Consider the following 20,196-nt stretch of genomic DNA (forward strand, 5'->3'; position numbering starts at 1 on the left):
AATTCTGTAGGGACACGGCGACACCGCATCCCTACTGTTGATTATTGTTGTTATGAGTTTTTTATAAATCAAGTCCCGCGTATTTCACACGCTGACGACGCCACGTATATATTGCATGCAACTTGCCGTCTTTACCCTGTATGATACTCGGATAAGAATACTGACTGACAGGGCTGTCTTCAAGCGTCATGACATTCTCCCAATGGATTCCATCGTCTGAAACGGCCACACAAAGAGGATTGCGGACACCTTTAGGTGTTCCCGGAAGAGTTGCGAAATCATTGTAGATAAGCACATGGCGACCGTCTTTGAGAGTCACGGCATCAGTTCCCGAATTATTGTTGGGCATATCGATGAGCGTGACGGGAGTCCAAGTGTCACCGTTGTCACTGCTCCAGCTTGTCGCAATCTTTGAGTTGCGTGTGCGGCAAAGAATCTGCAGACGGCCGTCGGAATGACGCAGGATGCTCGGCTGAATCGCATAGATTGGTTCGGGCTCTGTACGGTCGGTGCGTATTGCCGAATCCGAGGGAAGCGCTCCGGCTGTGTGCCACGTCTTGCCTTTGTCATCGCTGATTTCAATCCATGCACGCCAGCCGTTGCCTTCACGGCTGCTCGGCGAAATGATACGTCCGTTGATATATTCCGGCTTATTCTTGATCGGACCAAGGATGCCTTCGGGGAGAGGCTCGCGGTCACTCCACGTTTTTCCCCCATCGGTCGACCGGACTACCCATCCGGTCCAGTCACCCACGCTTGAACCTATCTTATAGAACAGCATCAGTTCCTTTTCACCGGGAATCTGGAAAAGCACCGGATTCCAGCATGCCTTGCGGCGCGCATTGTTGATATCGCCCTTGAAATGCGGACCGACAGGCCCGGCTGTAGCCGGAGTTGTCTCGGCGTTGATGCCTGAAAGACCTGCAAGCTTGATATTGGGGTCATTGAGATCGAATACGCCATCAGCTGCAATCATAGGCTCGCTCCATTCGGTAGCACCTTTTGGTTTACGGCATACCCAGATCACGCAATCTGGATTGCGCTCCTTTGTTCCGCCAAAAAACGAAGCCACAAGATCGCCGTTGTCAAGCTCTACGATGGTAGCGCCATGACATTCAGGGAATGAGGCGGTTTCATAGAGGAACTCGTCATTGAGAATACCTTTGCGCTTGTCGCCCAAGGAGGGATCAACCTTTATGTCAAGATTATATACTCCAGAGCCTACACTCCAGTATGAATTCAGACCTTCAGAACGCATATATTTCGCTCCCGGGGCTTTCACAGCCTTTTTGTCGGGAGTCGGGACACAAAGCACAGCCGTGGTGTTGCACGGAATCTCGACACGCCATTCTATGTGCATCGGAGTCTTGACCCAACGGCTTGCAAGCAGGCCGTAAGGTGTGCGGTAGGATGCGTTCACGCTGTCGAGCTGCTGAATCGAGAAGTCGGGTTTGAGAAGAATCTCCTTGTAGCCCGGCTTAGCAGGATTGAAACCTGCGAGATCCTGATAATACCAGTTCAGATGGTCTCCGAGCATCATGACGTGGTTGTTGCTGTTCATCTTCCGGCTGGCGGTGTCGCCGTTCCAAAGTTCCCAGATAGTAGTAGCGCCCTTTGAAATCTCGTAGCCGTAGCTCGGATAGGAAGTGTTGGAGGCAAGCATAGCCGCAACATCGCCGCGTCCGATGCGCGATAGTTCACGCATGAGCCAGTTGACTCCGATGACACCGGTAGATATATGCCCTTTGTTGGTTTCGATTATAGTCTTTATCAGATTATCGGCCACCGGCTGGCGATATTCTTCGGGCACCATGTCAAATGCGAGCGGCAGCACATTGGCTGTAGCAGTATTGTTGCCGTAGAAAATGCTGTCGGGATACAGGATATGTGGAGTCTTGACAGGCGAAGTCCCTTTCTTGACAGTCAGGAACTGCCTGTTGAAAGCATCCTTTACCTTGTCGGCATCGCTTTCCCATGCTGAAGCCTCGGCATCGAGCCCCTGTATGCGGGCAAACTTGGCCATCAGCTGACACATCTTATAATAATAAGCGGAAGCTATCAGAGTGCCGTCAGTCTTGCGGGCCGGATCCTGACTGTGGATCATATCAGGCTTTTCAGGCGGGACACACCAGTCGCCATATTTGTCGGCCGTGATAAGACCGTCCTTGTTTGTAAAATCAGTCCTGATATGGTTCATCCACTTCTTCATCGCATCATAATTGCGGATGATTGGCTGCGGATTACCGGTCTGTTCATAAATCATATCTGACACGACGGGCAGTGTTGATGACCATGTCATATCGGAAGTGTAGTAATTATAGAACGCCGGAGCGATGTCGGGCAGACAGCCGTCCTCGCGCTGCGACTCGCGCATGTCGTCCATCCACTTGGCATACATATTGGCATTGTCGAAAAGGAAGTTTTCGCCCCATGTTCCCATGTTGTGGTCGCCTGTCCACGGCTGACGCTCGTCGCGCTGGGGACAGTCCACGGGCACACCTTTATAATTGCTGGCTATACCCCACCATGCGTTGCGGTGGATAGCATTCATGGTCTTGTTTGAGCTGGCAAAAGAGCCGTTGTCAGGAAGAGCGTCGTAAACGAACTCTGCCACGATGTCTTCCGGCTTAAGGTCCTTGACACCTGTAACCTCAACAAACTGGAAACCGTGATATGAGAACTTCGGACTCCACTTCGCTCCATTTTCAGTGCCGTTGGCTATGTAGCGGTCGGTGCTCTGCGCATGACGGAGATTCTCGACATCAAGCTGGGTGCTGTCAGGCGAGATACGCTCGGAGTAGCGGATAACGACAGTGTCGCCCTTGGCAACATCTGACACTGCTATCTTGACCCATCCGGCCATATTCTGGCCGAAATCAACCATAAAACGGTCACCGAGCTTGCGGACACTCTTGGGAGTGAGAGTTTTCATGACCTTCATGTTGGGGGCGGTATTGCCACGGAGTGTACCGAAAGGAAGCTCCGCGCGCTGAGCCTTCAGCCATTTCGAATCATCGTAGCCCGGCTTTGTCCAGTCGCCGAGATCGAGGCGGGCATCATAGATTTCACCGTCATACTCATTGTTGCTGCGGATAGGCCCTTCGGCTGTGAGACTCCACTTTTCATCTGAGTTGACACGCTGCTTTGTCCCGTCGGTGTACTCGATAATCATGTTCATGCGCATCTTCGGATAGCCGAACGTAGGAATCTTGTAAGGCTTATAGTTCTGGCGCATTGTATAGAAACGGCCGTTGCCAAGAGTCACGCCGACGGCATTTGCCTCACCGTTGCCTTTAAGAAGGTCAGTGACATCGTAGGAATTATAGAGTGTTGTCCGGCGATAGTCAGTCGGAGCGGGCGCGAGCACATCGTCGCCAACTTTCTGTCCGTTGATATAGAGCTCATAGAGACCGAGACCTGAAATATGGGCGGTTGCACGCTTGATTTCCTTTTTCTCGCTGTTGAACTCCTTGCGGAGATAACGGGAACTCATGCGGCTGTGGGAGTCTTCGATATCCCACTCGAACGGGCCTTCCCATCCTATCCAGCGTCCGCCCCAATGTCCTTCGCCGACAATACCCATCCCCCACTCTGCCTGAGGGCTCCAAGACGAGTCACCACGTGTGGTCGATACTTTCACTTTCCAGTAGCAGCGGGTATTGTCAGCAAGTTTCGGGCCTGTATATTCGACCCACACCGAACGGTCGGAAAAAACTTTTCCCGAATCCCAGATGTCACCCTGACCAGCTGCGAGCTTTTCGGGCGACGAGGCAACGAGAATATGGTAGGCTGTCTGCATCACATCTCGGTCAGACGATGTGATTATCCAGCTCAGGCGCGGATTAGGCGTCTCGACATTGAGAGGACAGACAAGCCCCTCTGTCGTCAGCGAACCGACATTCACACCTGCGCTGACACCTGTGACGATGAGCAATGCAAGAAGCAGGGTTGAAATCCGATACATCATAATGAAAATGTATTGTTAATAGCGTGAATATGCTAGGGATTAGTTCTTGGAAGGAAGATTTTTCCAATCTTTTCCGATGTAGTCCTTGGCGGAATCCACCGCTATGAGCACACGGTCATTACCTGCACCGTGGCCACCGTCATACTGGAAAGGTGTAACCTTGCTGTCAAATTCACCGATATACTCAAGATTTCCGTCTTTCGGGTCATACCACCATGCGTTTTTCTTTTTTCCTGAAATTTTTGTGAGATCAATCTCCATCGGACGATTTGTATAGTTGTAGACAAGCAGATAGTCATTGCCACGGGTGGCAATGAGACGGTCGTAGCGAGTGCCGTTCTCACCTGCGATTATGCTCTGGTCGGGGACACGCTCAAAAAACGGGAAAGCAAGGATAAGATTCTTAAGGTGCTTCATCTGATTGAAACCGGGATCTTTCATACCTTCATACCATGTCTTGACAGCTCCGTAGCCACCGACGTTGGCCGGTTTGAGCATCTGCATGATTGAATTGTGTCCGTAGGTATGGCCGAAAGCCCCTGCAAAAACAGCCCAGTATGCGTAGCGACGCACATCGGGAGCTTTCCACCAAGGCTGCGAAGGATCATGTAGACCCTGAGGGATTTCCTCGTAACTCGGTTCGGCATCAAATATAGGCTTGCGGGGCTTCATGGCAAGACCGGCTTCAACATAACGCCAGTTGTCCTCAGCCTGTGCAGCCTGTGCGGTATCGTCGCCGTCGCCACGCACTTGGTCATAGCGGCGATGACCGCTCTGGAACATATTGAAGTCAAGCCACTCTGCATTGTGAAACCAGTTGATTGACGATGTGCGGCCGAAAGGATGGTAGCTCATGAGATGGTTCTTGTCAATCGACTTGATTGTACGTGCCATCGCATTCCACTGGTCAGGATTTATGTCGCCCTTGACATCACCGCCCATGACCCAGATGATATTTGGAGAATCCTTGTAGCGCTCGGCAAGGAACTTGCCGTATGCCTTGGCATCGTCTACGCTCATGAGTCCGGCTTTCACAAGGCCACCCCAGATAGGGACCATCGCGATGTATATACCCTGATTTTCAGCCTGCTTGATGATATAGTCCATGTGATCCCAGTAACCGTAGACTCCTTTTTTGTTGATTTCAGAGAAGTCCCAGCCGTCGGGATTTGAAAGCTGTCCATAGAAATTGATGGCCGGTACACCGTTGATGGTCTGCACCTGCACCACATTGTAGCCGGCCTCGCGGCAACCATTCAGATAGTAGGAAGCCTCGGAGCGGTCAAGACGTTCAGGCAGGAGCCAGCCTGTCTCACCCATCCAGAAGAATGGAGTGCCGTTTTCATGCTGAAGATAAGTTCCGTTGTCGGAGACACGCAATTTTCCATTGTCCCAAGGCTTATAAACTTTCTTCACAGGGTCCTGTGCATAGATGCCTGACATCGCCGCAATGAAGAGACAGATGAATAAGCTTAATTTTTTCATGATTCGCTGGTTTATTATTCGTTGATTTTAGATTATTCGTTGATGATTCATGCCGGATTCTTACCGACGAAATTGCAGGGACAGCCTTCAAAACGCCTCCATCCCCTTGGACTCAGCCTCAGAGACGGGATTGACGTTGATTTTGATTGACGCAACTGATTGACGTAATTGAGCCTGATTGACGCTTACGGCGTTTTAAAGCGTCCCTGCAAAGCCGTCGTTATTTCACTTTCCGAACAGCGTATAGGTTTCCCCAGCTTTTGTGGGGAGATCGTAGAGATAGGTTTTCTTCAGTTCGACAGGATTGAGCTTTGCTTCCGGGCTGATAATAGGCGCGAGACCTTCGTTGACAGCAAACATAACATTGCTGTTGCCACCTTTGGCAGCCTTAAGTCCCTTACCTTTGAGTGGAGTGAGTGTGCGCAGACGGCAGTTTCCTCCAAGAGTCGATTTGACGGTTACTTTTTCGATACGGCCGTTTTTCCATGACATGTCTATCACAAATCCGCCACGGGCTACGAGACCGGTAATCTCGCCGTCGGGCCACACGGAAGGAAGAGCGGGAAGAAGATAGATGAATCCGTCATGGCTCTGCATCAGCATCTCGGCGATACCTGCCACACAACCGAAATTTCCGTCAATCTGGAACGGCGGATGCGCGTCAAAGAAGTTGGGATATGTCCCTCCCTTTTTCTTTTCATTACGCACGAGAGTCAGCTGGTCGGTGATCAGTTTATAGGCATGATCGCCGTCAAGCATGCGTGCCCACAGACAAACCTTCCAGCCCATGCTCCATCCGGTCGAGGGGTCTCCACGATGAATGAGCGATGTGCGGGCCGCATCAAAGAGTTCGGGAGTTCGGAAGGGAGAAATCTGATTCGAGGGGAACATGCCATAGAGGTGTGAGACATGACGGTGGTTGTCCTCGGGATTATCCCAGTCTCCCATCCACTCCTGAAGCTGTCCCCACTTGCCTATTCGCATCGGCGAGATTTCGTTGACACGCTTTTTAAGATGATTGGCAAATTCTTTGTCTGTATCAAGGATCGTAGAAGCCGTAATGATATTGTTCCATAGCTCGGTCACAAGCTGATTGTCCATCGTAGCGCCGGCGGTAGTTGTCGCGTTGTGACCCTTGGGCGCATTTTCCGGCGAATTGCTCGGAGCTACGACAAGCATTCCGCTCTGTGGCTCGTAGACCATAGTCGCATCAAAAAATTCACCGGCACCCTTCATGATAGGATATGCCTCACGGAGAAATTCAATATCGCCGGTGTGGAGATAATGTTCCCAAAGGTGACGGCAGAGCCATGCGCCTCCACTCATCCACATGCCCGAAGGAGCATTGTCAATCGCACCGGTGACGCGCCAGATGTCAGTGTTGTGGTGGAGCACCCAGCCCGGAGCGCCATACATGATTTTAGCAGTCTCTGCACCGGTCTTGCTCACTTCCTTGATGAGACGGAACAGCGGTTCGTTTAGCTCTGTAAGATTGGTGATCTCCGCTGGCCAGTAATTCATTTCAAGGTTGATGTTGCAGGTATATTTGCTATCCCACGAAGGGAACATCTTGTCGTTCCATATACCCTGAAGGTTCGCGGCCTGACCGCCCGGCTGAGAACTGCTGACAAGCAGATAACGGCCAAATTTGTAATAGTTGGCCACAAGTTGGTTGTCATGGGTATCCTTGAATCGTTCGATGCGGATGTCGGTCGGAACATCGGCATACTTGTCAGGACCGAGGTCGAGAGTCGAAGTGCCTATCTGCTTCTGATAGAAATCGACATGCTCTTTCTTCGCCTGTGAGAAAGGCTTGGTGACAGCCTTGGCAAGATAAGCCTTGCTGCGTGCTTCCTCATCTCCTGTGATGTCAGTATAATCGTTAAAATTTGTAGCGATTGAAGTATAGATGACAGCCTCATCGGCGTTCTCGACTGAGATCACCCCATCGCTTGTCGACATGCGGCCACCCTTCGGGACAGCAGTTACACGCCCCTGAAACTCTACTTTACCTTTGAGGCCCTCGTGGTTCGAGCTGACTCCGCTAAGAGTGATATCGTTGCCTTCGGAGGCAATCATCACATCGGGATGGGGTGAAGTGAGTGAGGCGTTGAATGTCACACTGCCGGGCTTGTCGGCAGTAATGCGGGTAATCACGACCTGATCTGGAAAAGACGTAAAGGTTTCACGAGTGAAATTCACACCGTCGACCTTATATTTCACAACCGTGCGGGCCGAGTCAAGACTCAGTTCACGGTAGTAGTCTTCATAGCGCGTATGACCGGGGAAAGTTATACGAAGGTCACCGAATGGCTGATATGGCATACCTTGATTTTTATGAGACTTCACATGAGCTGTAGCCATGTCCTGAGCCTCACGATACTTACCTTCAAACACGAGCTGGCGAATCTTTGGAATCCACTCCAGTGCATCGGGATTGGCATTGTTGTTCGGCTGGCCGGCCCAGATTGTCTCTTCGTTGAGCTGAATCTGCTCTGCTCCCGGATTACCATAGACCATGGCTCCGAGACGACCGTTGCCAAGAGGCAATGCCTCGGTCCAGACCTGAGCCGGTTTGTCGTACCATAACTTGTGTTCCTGCGACGCTGAAGCATCCAGCGCCATCATTGCGATTGCGGTGATGATTAGTTGTTTCGAAAGTACTTTCATGGAAGATAATTTTGGGTAAACAAAGATAGTGTTTTTCATTCATTCCTACAAATCTTATTGTAAAATCATTTCGCTGTAATATCCAAGATTATAAGGCAGAAACAAATTTCAATAGGGTAATCAGTCCATCGTCCGACAGACACCCGCAATCTAAAGGCGTGGCTTTTAAGTGTATATTTTACACTTTTATTCTCAATACCCGTATTTTTACCCTTCACAATCTATCCGGCAATTTTTGACGGGTATCATTTTAACCATCTCTCCCCCTCTTATTTTGCTTTTAAACCTTTTTTAGTTTTATTTTGTTTCTATAAGTAGCTATAACCATTTCATAACTACGGTTTTATTATGCAGAAAATCAAGAATCCGACTTTAAATCAACTGTGCTTGCTGTTGATACCCGTATTAATCGCCTATGCAGTCATGATAATACAAAAATCTTATCTGACATGGGCTATTGTAATGGCTATTGCATCAGTGGCAGTCTTTGTCATAGCTTCAGTCTATTTTTGCATCCGCCAGAAATGCTACCAACAACTGGCTATAACTTTAATTGTACTTCTCATCTGGGGATTGGTATTACTGTCAAACCATACTATATCTTCCATTTGACAGATAGAAGAGACATCATGTAATAAATACTCCGCCGCAGTTCAGAGTTACCACGACGGAGTATTATCCTGTTGTTGGAATTTTCAGGTCTTATTCAGCAAGCTCATTGGCATACACCTCAATCCATGTGTAGCCGTTGCCCGAATCCTTTGCTGAGTCAGTCGGGTTGTTGGGATTGAGACCATGTTTCTTCTCCCATGCGTCGGGCAGACCGTCGTTGTCGCTGTCAACGCGGGGTTTACCCTTGTATTCGGGAAGTCCGCCAACCTGACGCGGATCGGTGATAATACCGTTTTTATAAGAGTCGGAAGGCAGACGGCGCTTCACGTAGGGAGTGGAGCTGGTGTACTTGTCGGCATCCTTCTCATAAATAGCCTTACCGGTCTTCACGGTCTTAATGACACGCGCGTCGACGGCATCGCGCTTGGGCTTGGTAGCTCCGGCATTCTTAAGCACATATTCATAGGCGGGAGCGGTCTCCATAATGGTCACATCGGCCATAGGGAAAGGAGCGTCGGCCTTAAGCTCTGCAATGCGTTCGGCGGGCACTGGGCCATTGTAGATCTGCACACCTCCAGCCCAGTTATCGGCAGTCACCTTGTCGTTGCCCCACACCTTGTTGCCGCTGACATAGGCCTTGCCAAACTTGTCTTTGAAAGCCTTGTCGCGTCCGGCTTCCATCTTGACAATGCGGTAGCGGATGGGAGCGTTAGCCGAATTGGTTTCGGTGATAGGTCCGGGCTTGAAATTATTGTTGATAATGTTGAGCCGGCTCGTGTGGTCACCGCCGTCAACCGAACGATTCCACCAGTTGTAGGTCACGTTATTAATGAAGTTGAAGTCTTCGTCCATACCTATCGAGCAGTTGCGGGAGATATTTGAAGCAAAGAGGTTGCGGGCGAAAGTGCTGTTGTGGCCGCCGATAGTCGCACCGAAGGCGTGATTATAGAGGTCAAGCGCCTCAGAGAAAATCGAGTTCTGGATGGTGATATTTACTGTAGGTAGTTTCTCTCCCTTACCGGTCTCGGAATCTCGGTTGTAGACATGACGGTAAATCGACATGTTCTCATCAAGCCCCAAGAACCTGACACATGGTCAATGATTATGTTGCCGACGGCATTACCTCCGAGAGCATCGTCACGGAAAGCGACATCCTGTGCGCCTCGACGGAAACGCATGTGACGGATAATCACATCATGAGTATCAATAAGGAATGACGCACCGGTCACGCATACACCGTCGCCCGGAGCAGTCTGACCGAGGATGGTGATATAGGGCGCGCGGACAGTGATTGGCGAATTCAGTTTGATGACACCTGCGACATTGAACACGATTGTGCGCGCACCACCCTTCTCACATGCCTCACGAAGAGTGCCGGGGCCACTGTCGGCAAGGGATGTAACCACATATACCTTGCCACCACGACCGCCGGGAGTATATGCGCCTCCACCTTCAGCCCCGGGGAATGCCACGATGTCAGCCTTTATCAGATCTTCGGGTTTCGATGCCCACGGACGGTATGGACGGCCGTTTTCAGCCTCTTCTTTCATCACTATGGGATATGCTTCTGCCCAAGCCTTGTCGGAATGAGCGTCCCATTCTGCCTCCTGACGAGCCGCACGAGCCTTGATTGAATCAGGAATTGTGGGATACTGGGCAGCTATGTCCATCGTAGCCATAGCTGCAAGCACTAACACTGCTGTTTTCTTCATATTAATATATGTTTCTATAAGATTTTTATTTCTGAATACCGAATTCCTGCTGCTGGAGGTCGACTTCCTCAAGGATTTTGCGCTTCTCTTCTTCCGACAGCGACGGAGCATTCACATCGGCATTCTGACGCTTTGCAGACGAACCGATTTTGCGCTGATCGCTATAGAGCGCCGGGATTGTGGAAGGAACGCTCTCTATTTCAATCTCAGCAGGTGTTGGAGCATGAGTACCGGGAGCTTCAACACGGGCCTTTATCTTGATTTTGCCGGGAGTACGGGTCGAACGGATAAGCACAGGAGCTGATCCCCATTCAACGGGACGGGGATTGGCATGGATAGAGGCATCGCCGATTATCTCACCTTCACCCTCGACCTCAAACACGATGTTTTCCTTGGCAAGACGGCGCACATTGCCGTTATCGTCGGTTACCTCGGCAACAACAACGATGAAATCAGAACCGTCGGCAACAAGGGGCTTGCCATCCCAATCAGCATAAAGACGAAGTTTGGTCGAACGACGCGATGGCATCTTCTTTTCAGTAGCGACTACCTTACCGTCGACAATACCCTCGGCAACCATATTGACAGCCTGCCAGTTCTTGTTGGTATAGCTATAGTTGCGGGCTTCCCAGAAATCCCACACATTTTCAAAGACAACAGGAGCGGACGGCATGCCTCCTTCGCGATGAACCACCGGAAGTGTCCATGACTTGGCACCGTCATAAATTGAAAGACGGACTGAATCACAGTTACTGAACACGACAACATCAGGATCGGAGAACTGTGTCATTTCGTGCATGATATAGACCATCGGGCCTGACTCGGCTGTAGGATGATTAAGGTCGTGGGCTGTCTGGCTGCGGAACATGTGGTAGGCATACTTGGGCTGACGGAACGCGTCGTAGATACCGCCCCAGTATGGATCGGGATGATAACCGCGCTGATGGTCAAAAGGATGCCATTGTGCACCGCCAATAAACTTACCCGTAGTGCGGTAGAGCCCGTCGTAAGTCTTGGCAAGCGAAAGAGCCTGTACCTTCATCGGGCGTTCACCCCAGCTGCGCGATGCACGGTTGTCGTTGTTATGCGCATACCAGTCGTCGACATTCTCACCAAATTCGCGGGTAAAGATATTCTGACGCGGAGCATCTGCCTTCTCATCGTCGCCGGGCCATCCGTAGACAAGATCATAGTTTTCCTTCACCCCTGCCGAGTGCATGTCGGCTGCGGCAATCGGTCGGCCCGGATAAGGATATTCATCCTTTGTAATCTGAAGGGCCTCAAGTGAAAAATTCTCAGGATAGCGGGTCTCGTTAAGAATCGGTTCCCACATAAGCACTGAAGGATGATTGCGGTCGCGACGGATAATCTCACGGGTGTTCTGATGGACTTTTTCGGCAAACTTCGGATCTTTGTTCCAGAACTGCCAGCCGGGAGTAGCGACAATCACAAACATTCCAAGTTCGTCGCAAGCATCCATAAACGAAGGGTCTTGAGGATAGTGAGCCACACGGATGATACGGCATCCTGCATCACGCAGACGCTTTGCATCGCGCCACTGCTGCGAATTAGGGACTGCATTGCCGACATAGGCGAAATCCTGATGACGGTTTGCGCCGACAAGCTGACCGAAAGGCTTGCCATTGAGTATGAATCCTTTGTCGCCGTCAAACTCGAAATAGCGTATGCCTACACGTGTCGCACCACCGTCGACAGTTTCTTTACCGTCCTTTACACGCGACTCTATGCGATAGAGCGTCGGGCTGTCAGGGCTCCACAGCTGCGGATTTTTCACATGGAAAGTCTGCATCACAGTTTTTGTCTGGCCGGGCTTGAGTGTGATGGCCGAAGCACTGCTTTTCTGTATGAGCTTACCTTCAGGGTCAATCAGCGAAGTCTCGACATAGACCTTGCGCGACTTGTCGCCATTGTTGGCAACATCGGTATTGACCATGACTTCGGCACTCTTGTCGGAAACCTTGTCGAAATGCACAAATACACCGCCGCCGGCCACGCGGTTGGCCTCGACGGCATCAGTGATGGCTACAGGTGATTTGACAATCATCCACACATCACGGTAGATGCCTCCATGATAGGCAAAGTCGAGTGAATGCTGTGGCTTGCCGGGAGGGAAACTCTTGTCATCGCTGTTATCTGCCATGACTGCTACGACACAGCTGTCGCCTGGCTGCACACCGGCTTCTGAAAGTGAAATGGTTATGGAAGATAACCACCGAAATTCGCCTTGACTTCCTTGCCGTTGACAAAAAATTTCTGTTTGCCCATCACGGCCTCAAAATGGAGCGAGACATCCTTACCTTTTGTGTCGGAAGGCATCACGAAATGTTTGCGATACCACGCCACACCCTGATAGTTGCGACATCCGCTTCCTTCGGCCGGAAGAAGTTCTACTGTGTGGGGCGTAGACACGACTTCCCACTTGGAATCGTCAAGTCCTACGGCCTGGCCATCGGTCACGTCGCCGAGATGATAACGCCAGCCATTGTTAAAGTCATAGACCTGTCGGCCGGAATCCTCGATTGGGAAAAATCCGGCGACAGAGATTTCCTGCGGAGTCACTTTTCCCGTGTTCTCAGTAGCGATAGCCACTGTCGGAAGGAGCAGGAATGATAGGATAGTTGCAAGTATTTTCATGTTAATAGTCAATTTTTATTTCAGTTCGGTTGGCAACACGATGTCGGATGCTCGTGTGGCCGGAGTCACGACAAGCTTTGTCAGCTTCCCTTCCTTCAGCTCTGCCTCGACCGTCGTATTTGCCGGGGCATGGAGCTTGAAGCTTATATCACGGCCGAGCGGCCACGCAGGGAAAAGATAAATCTTATCGCCATCTGTCTGCATCAGCATTTCTTGAAAGCCGATCATGGCACTGCCGCCCCAGTTGTGGTCGGGAGTCCAGTCGTAACCCGGTCCGAGGAAAGCCGGGAAGCGGTGAGAACCGTCGGCCCACTTCTGCGAGTTGAGTTCAAACGCCTCGTCTGTCAGCCCGAGACATGCAGCCCAGATGTTATCCTGCTTCCAGCCCGTAGTGGAACGGAATCGCAGTGCATCCGGATCATACAGATATGTATTTCTGGCAATATCGAGCATAGCAGTGTCGCCGACAGTCGCACCGTAGAAGCGCCAAGGCCACACGGGATATAGCTGCGGTGTCTCCACATTGTTGATGCGCTCCCACGTCTTAGCCGGAGCAATCATCATACGTCCGTCGAGATAACGGTGAGGAATTTCAGGAATACGGGAAAGGAGATCATTCCATTTTGACACAGCCGTGTCGCCCTGAGTCTTCATGTAATTGACATAGTCGCCGGTGACACGACGGAGTGCTGCCACAGTCGAGGCGGCATTGTTGGTCATTTTGTATGTCTCGCAACCCGAACCGGGAAAAAGAATCAGTTTCCCATCGCCATCAAGACTCTTGCTGCCACGGCGCGAGGCAAGATAACGGTAATGCTCATCAAAAAAAGTGAGCGAACTTTCGATGAGGGGCCGGTAGGCAGAAATGTCTGTCCCGTGATAACGGGCGCTTTCAAGCATCATCTGGCAGAATTCAAGCACCGTGTCCCATTCATATTCAAGCCATGCGTTGTATTCAACGCCGGGATCGGCATACGCAGGACGTTTAGTGCCATATTCCATCATGTTAGGCAGACCGAACAGCTCGATTTGCTCGGCGAAGCATGCCCCGTCGTGATTCCAATAGACGCGCGACCTCAATTCTGCATTTGATAACATGCGGTTATAGAAATCAAACTGAGGCTTCATCATGTCAAAATCACCGCTTTTAAGCATCGGCCAGTAGACCAGACGCTGATTCTGCGCAGTCATTGTGCCACCTCCCCAGTTACGGTAGTCAGGGGTAAAAGCCTCGGTCGACTTGACATGGTGGGGATCAAAGGTGAAAAGGCCACCGTTGAACTTTGTCGGTTCTTTTCCGTAGGCATTACACCCTAACATATAGCGGAAAAGCGTATAGTTGCGCGCCATCCGGCTGACTACGCTGTCTGCATCAGTCGGCGAGGCGATGTAGCTACGCTTCCAGTAATCACGCCACCAGTCGCGGGAGGCTTTACGGTCTCGGCTGAGGCTGACTGTGCGCTCAAGACTGTCAAGACCATTCTGCCATTCAGCGGCTTCAGTGGTCTGACGGTTATGGAGGGCTATTGTATAGTGGTGTTTTTTTGACGGTCTTACACTTTCGAAATTCCATGCGCGGAAATCCGTACCGTCATATTCACCGTCTGAAGTGCCTTTGAAACGCAGATTATCACCATGAAGACGGCCACCTGAAATCAGATTGGCAAGCGGATTCCACAGCTTGTGTTTCACCGAATCAAGCCCTTCGCGCGCTACTGTCACATCAAAAACCGTCGACTGTGGATTCCGATGGAAAAATGTCACCTTGTTTCCATCGGCCATAATCGAATCGCGTGTCGTCACCAGATTCTTGGGTGATGACCATTTCCATGAGTTCTGCCGTCCCTCCCCTTTCTTGAAAGGACGGTCGGCATATCGCCAACTCTCATAGCTAAGCTCAGGCGAGATAGCCTTGGGGCTCTCAACCTCAACATGGATCACAGGCCGGAACACATCAGCCCATACCTCAACCTTCGAGCCGTTCACCAATAGTTCACAGTATCCCTCATTAAGCTTAAGACGCTGTGAAAAAGGCGAAGACTTGTCGCCGGGAATGTGAAGGCGCAGACGCCCCTGCTTCAAAAGAGTATTATTTTCGTCGTATGCGCCGCTACGGCTTATATAAAAAAGCACATCTCCGTCCTCGGTCCACACATTCATTCCGATGTCGCCACCACCCACCGGCATAGAAGCCGATGAGTCGTGACTCATGCTGTTCCACACATAATCGGTAGGGACATTGGCAGTCATCGTTATGGCTGAGGCCAAAATGACAGGCAGTAGCACTCGTCTTTTCATAATTAAGTTATTTTTAAAGGCTGTTGTTAAGGCTGATAAACCGGATAGAAAGACCATGCGCTATTCTTTAATCGGTCTCTCATCAGGCCAGTCATCGGAACGGAATGAGGAGACAGGGAGTCCGTCGGTGCTGAACAAGTCTCCTTCCGAAGCATTCTCAAACGCATAGCGCACAGCGACAGGATGAGGAACCTTGTCACTCTTCACCATGACCTTGCTACGCGATATCCAAGCCTTTGCAGGATAGAACACACGGTCCTCGCCCGCAAGCTTAAACTGTTTCGACTCGAAGCTCTGCTTTCCGGCAATCCATTCGGGAGCACGGTCAAAACTTACAATCACGGTATCGCCTTTCACCTCCATCGATTTGTAGACGGGGCTTTCAGCACCTATGCCCTTTATGCCGTATGTCTTGTTGAGAGCAAGAAGCGCGAGGCGTTCGCCGGGTATCTGTTTTTTCGGAGGATGGATTCCCTCAGGCCAGCCGGCATCCATCAGCACTGCCATACCTGTGTTCGGTACGATATGCTCCACACGAGCCTGTGCCTCGCGAAGATAGGCGGAGTTGATAATCTCTTTTCCCGATTCGGTGATAATTGCATAATCATACGGGGCTATCTGGCAATAGTAGAACGGAAATTCGCCCTGTCCCCAAAGGTTGCGCCAACCCTTGATCATGGTCGAAAGCATGTCGGTGTAGGAATGGGCACGGTTCCAGTTGTCCTCGCCCTGATACCAGATGACACCACGCATCGCCATGCCGATAAGCGGATTGAGCATGCCTTTGAAAAGCACACTCGGAGTTCGGTTCTTGGATGGAATCTCGCCGTTGACAGCAGGTATCTTGGCAGCAGCTTCGGGGAAAGCCTGAAGCATCTCGTCGTTCATCCATGCCTCGCAGGCCGAACCACCCCACGACACAACTACAAGTCCGACAGGGACATCGAGAAGCTCTTCAATCTCACGTCCGAAAAAGTAGGCGGTGGCACTGAAGTTTCTCACGCTTTCGGGCGAAGCCTCAGACCATGAGCCGGTCACATCGTCGACAGGGACAGTGGATGAATTACGCTTGACGGTAAAAAGACGGATATTAGGGTTACGGCTTTTCAGTGTGGCCATGTTCGCACCCTCTACCGGCTGGTTCTTATATCCTTTCATCGGCATCTCCATGTTGCTCTGTCCTGAACAGAGCCACACTTCGCCAAGCATCACATTGTTGAGCGTCAGTGGAGTGCCGTCGCTGACAGTGACAGTGTAAGGCCCTCCGGCCGCAGGGGTCGGGATAGAGATTTTCCATTTTCCATCTTTTCCGGCTTTTGTCTTGTAGACTTCCGATGTCCATCCGGGTGTGACAGTTACGGTTGACGAAGCTTTGGCAGTGCCCCACATATTTGCATCCGTATTCTGCTGCATCACCATGTTGTCGCCAAAAAACGCAGGCATCTTGACCTCTGCCTCTGCCATCAAACCAAAGGTCAGAAAAGCAGCGAGGCTTAAACCTTTATACAAGGAACGATTATTATTTTTCATCTGTGAAATATCTATTTGTTTTATTTTTCTGAAATCACACTCACCGAGACAGGACCGATCAGACCGGCAGGAATCAGCGTCGTGTCAGGCCGACGATACTTACCGTTTGTCCAAATACCATCGAAAGGAGCTTTGCCGTTATCCGCACCAAGGAGTGCGTTTGCCCATGTGTTGGTAACATCGATGGTCAGAGTATTACGGCCTTTCTTAACTGCATCGGTGATATCTACGGTATATGGCGCAGTCCAGACTATGCCACATTCCTTACCGTTGACCTTGACTGTAGCGACATCGCGGAGACCGTCAAGATTAAGCACCACACGGTCACCCTTGGAAAATTTCGGGGCTTTAAATGTGGTTAAATAGACAGCTGTGCCAGAATAATATCGGATGTCATCATCCGACGCTGAAGTCCAGTCAAATAATTCCGTGTTCTCAATCTTACGCCCTGTGGTTTTGAACTCGACAGTCCATTTTGAACCGTCGAGCATCCAGTCAGTCTTTCTGACTGCCGGAGCTTTCCCGGAAGTAGTCTGTGTCGGCTCGCGGAACACAATGAAGGCGGATTCCGCTCCGTCAAGATTCATTTTTACATCAGTGCGGCCATTGTCGCTAGTCCAGTCAAGATTTCTGTCAATACGGCCGGTCATAGGATTCCATAGCTCGGGGACACGGCCCGACACACGGAATGAGGCAGTAAATTCACGAGGCTGTTCCTCCTGATTCGAAATGAAATAGAGATCTACGTTGTCACCATCATGACGACGGTGAGTCCACGCAACATTTTCCGGCACTTTTACGTCACGTTCAAGTCCGTAAGCCGAGAAATCATCATTCACATAAGGCAGCTGCGGAACGACGACACCCGCCTTGACAAGCTCGTCGACTTTTGCTCTCACCTCAGGACTGAGCGTAGTGTCCGGCATAAGCGGATGTGCCATCGGGAGCACCAGCACACGGTAAGACGCGCCACCCGGGAGAGTCAGACATCCGTTTTCAGCCTTCGCAAGACGCAGAAGCGCATCCTTGTTCATTGAATCATAGTTGTAGCCACGCATCGGGTTAACCCATTTTTCAGGATCGGCCATATTTGCCGAATGCGACACGCCTACAGGCTTGGTACGCAGCGGTTGTCCCACGTTGGCCAGACGCACACGCTCTGATTCGACACGTTCAGCGCCAAAAATTCCCGGTAGCGACGGCACAAGACGGTCGGGCAACACGGCTCGGCGCGGAATCTCCTCACCCGTAAACACGGCTATGTCAGTCACCGGCGTTCCATATTGTAAAAGAGCCTGCGCACGGCGCATATAGTCTGTAAGCCCCTTTCCTCCGTCGGCAAACCATGTGTTGTCACGCTGGAAAAAGAGACCGATACCATCGAGGGTCATGCCCGGCTTCTTGTCAAGATAAGGATTATGTGTGTTGACGTGATAGAAAATTCTATTGATTCCGAGTGCATAATTCCTGTCAAGCAGAGTTTTAAGAGTGGCTGGAGTCTCATCCCATGTCCCGCGCAACTCGGTGAAACCTTCGGCCTGAATGATATTCTTGCCATACACATGACCTCCGTGAATAGCGTCGATCATATCGTTCGGCTTGTCGTGGGTAGGACTGTTAAGCCAGAATTCACCCATAGGAAAGTCTACAGCCTGATAATGGAGCATACCGTCGCTCACCATCGTAGGCGACACACACTCGGCAGAAAAAAGACAGTCGTATTCCTTGGCTTTCCCGGCAAGAACTTCGTAGAACACATCAACCACAAGTTCGGCAATGGTAGTGCGAACATCACGGAGCACTTTCTCGGAAGTCTCAACGTTGTCGACAGGCACACCGGCAAACAAAGGCAGATAAGGCATGATATCGTAGCCGCGACGACGCTTGAATTCGTCAGCGAAATTATCGCTCCAGTTCTGGCTTCCGCATTCCCAGCTGTCGACGTGCATGTATTTCAACACCTTCCGGGCGATTTCAGGATTGACCTTTTCAAATGCCTTGCCAAACCAGTTGTCAAACTGCTTGGCGACAGCCGCACGGCTGAATTTATCGGCTTCAAGCCCCAGCCCTGCTCCGCCGGTGGCATTGGTGTGGCCGGTGGCGGTGTGGCCTATACGCATAATTCTCCATTCTCCTTCAGGCAGTGAGGCCGACAGAGAGCCGTTGCGCAGTTGTGAAGTCAGGTCGATAATCTCCTCCTTTTTAACACACAGCTCTGCAGGAATCTCTGTCGAGGTGGTCTCGGGAGCTACACGCCAAACAAGCCCTGCCTTTCCTTCCCATTGGTTGAGTTTTGGCTCTCCGCTGAGCACTATGTCCTTTATCTTCAGATTGGGTTTCCATTTTGCAGCATCCATGTCCTCGCTTCCGGGTTCACTTCCGGCCGGAGTCCAGTCAAAACGGAAATACTTCGCTTTTGTCGGAGGAATCGCATGCGTGCTCTGGGCATCCGTATTCTGCCAGCCCTGACGTGCAGGCTGCAACTGCTTTACTTCCTGAAAATATTTCCCGTCGTTGCTCGCGTATATTTTCAGACGGTGAGCCTGATAATTGTTGCCGGAAAGAATTATTTCCACATTATCGACATCAACCGACTCTGAATACTCATATTGTATCCAGCATGGCACCGACGAACGTATCACTCCCTTGTCGTCAATGTTGACACCCTTGCCTTCAGGGACAGAAGCATCGACATTCCCGACTGTGATTTTAGGTCTTTCAGCAATCTTTCGGCCTTTGACCGGCATCGCAAGAATCGCTATATCCTCATAATATCCTTTATAATTTTCAGGTATCGGAAGTATGAGATTTTCGACTTTCCCACCTTTAATAATAGTATCGGCAGTCACGACTTTCTGCATTGACTCAGCCGGACTGATCCACGGACCGCCGGCAAGTGCAAAACCGTCGCAGATGTGCATGCCGAGCTTCAGTCCGAGACTGTCGGCAATCTCCATGCTGCGCCCGACCAGACGCCACCATTCGGGCGAAAGCTGAGGGGCTTTTCCTTCATACTGCGCACCGGCCTCTACCGATTTGATAGGCATGAGATACGTTCCACCCAGCCCGACCTGTTTCATGGCCTCAAGGTCAGCCTTTATGCCTTCCTCTGTAACCGCACCATACATCCAGTACCAGAAACACCACGGATTGGCCTCGAAAGGAGGATTGGCAAAAGCCCGCTCAAGTGTCGGACCGGCCGACACATTGAGAGCGAGCATTGCGGTTACAGATAATAATATGCTGCGTAATTTCATCTGTCTATAT

6 protein-coding genes and 2 pseudogenes are annotated in these 20,196 nt (G+C 50.9%); all 8 read right to left on the reverse strand.

Translation table 11 applies throughout. The features are described from left to right. Positions 1-61: 61 nt before the first annotated feature. The 8 genes and pseudogenes from E7747_RS00395 to E7747_RS00430 all read right to left on the reverse strand — a co-directional run bounded on the left by E7747_RS00395 (position 62) and on the right by E7747_RS00430 (position 20,186). Complete coding sequence (locus E7747_RS00395) at positions 62-3,967, reverse strand: family 78 glycoside hydrolase catalytic domain (protein WP_136413369.1); 3,906 nt, start codon at positions 3,965-3,967, stop codon at positions 62-64. A 39-nt stretch (positions 3,968-4,006) separates the two neighbouring features. Next, positions 4,007-5,452, reverse strand: a complete 1,446-nt coding sequence (locus E7747_RS00400) for a glycoside hydrolase family 140 protein (RefSeq protein ID WP_136413371.1) — start codon at positions 5,450-5,452, stop codon at positions 4,007-4,009. 225 nt (positions 5,453-5,677) lie between these two features. Further along, positions 5,678-8,122: a glycoside hydrolase family 95 protein gene (locus E7747_RS00405; protein WP_136413373.1), complete on the reverse strand. Its 2,445-nt coding sequence runs from the start codon at positions 8,120-8,122 to the stop codon at positions 5,678-5,680. 717 nt (positions 8,123-8,839) lie between these two features. Further along, positions 8,840-10,446 (reverse strand): annotated as a pseudogene (locus E7747_RS00410) (polysaccharide lyase); the annotation flags it as partial. Between the two features lie 25 nt (positions 10,447-10,471). Next, positions 10,472-13,101, reverse strand: a pseudogene (locus tag E7747_RS00415) (glycoside hydrolase family 2 protein). Between the two features lie 15 nt (positions 13,102-13,116). After that, entirely contained in the window at positions 13,117-15,399 is a 2,283-nt protein-coding gene (locus E7747_RS00420; protein WP_136413375.1) for a DUF5703 domain-containing protein, read from the reverse strand. 60 nt (positions 15,400-15,459) lie between these two features. Continuing rightward, complete coding sequence (locus tag E7747_RS00425; RefSeq protein ID WP_123613215.1) at positions 15,460-16,929, reverse strand: sialate O-acetylesterase; 1,470 nt, start codon at positions 16,927-16,929, stop codon at positions 15,460-15,462. Between the two features lie 20 nt (positions 16,930-16,949). Then, positions 16,950-20,186: a glycosyl hydrolase gene (locus E7747_RS00430; RefSeq protein WP_136413377.1), complete on the reverse strand. Its 3,237-nt coding sequence runs from the start codon at positions 20,184-20,186 to the stop codon at positions 16,950-16,952. Between the last annotated feature and the right edge of the window lie 10 nt (positions 20,187-20,196).

This window comes from Duncaniella dubosii (genome assembly GCF_004803915.1).
Classification (GTDB): Bacteria; Bacteroidota; Bacteroidia; order Bacteroidales; family Muribaculaceae; genus Duncaniella; species Duncaniella dubosii.

Excerpts from the sequence above, each read along its gene's own strand:
- E7747_RS00395 (WP_136413369.1), bottom strand. The coding sequence starts at position 3,967 with ATGATGTATCGGATTTCAACCCTGCTTCTTGCATTGCTCATCGTCACA.
- E7747_RS00400 (WP_136413371.1), bottom strand. The coding sequence starts at position 5,452 with ATGAAAAAATTAAGCTTATTCATCTGTCTCTTCATTGCGGCGATGTCA.
- E7747_RS00405 (WP_136413373.1), bottom strand. The coding sequence starts at position 8,122 with ATGAAAGTACTTTCGAAACAACTAATCATCACCGCAATCGCAATGATG.
- E7747_RS00420 (WP_136413375.1), bottom strand. The coding sequence starts at position 15,399 with ATGAAAAGACGAGTGCTACTGCCTGTCATTTTGGCCTCAGCCATAACG.
- E7747_RS00425 (WP_123613215.1), bottom strand. The coding sequence starts at position 16,929 with ATGAAAAATAATAATCGTTCCTTGTATAAAGGTTTAAGCCTCGCTGCT.
- E7747_RS00430 (WP_136413377.1), bottom strand. The coding sequence starts at position 20,186 with ATGAAATTACGCAGCATATTATTATCTGTAACCGCAATGCTCGCTCTC.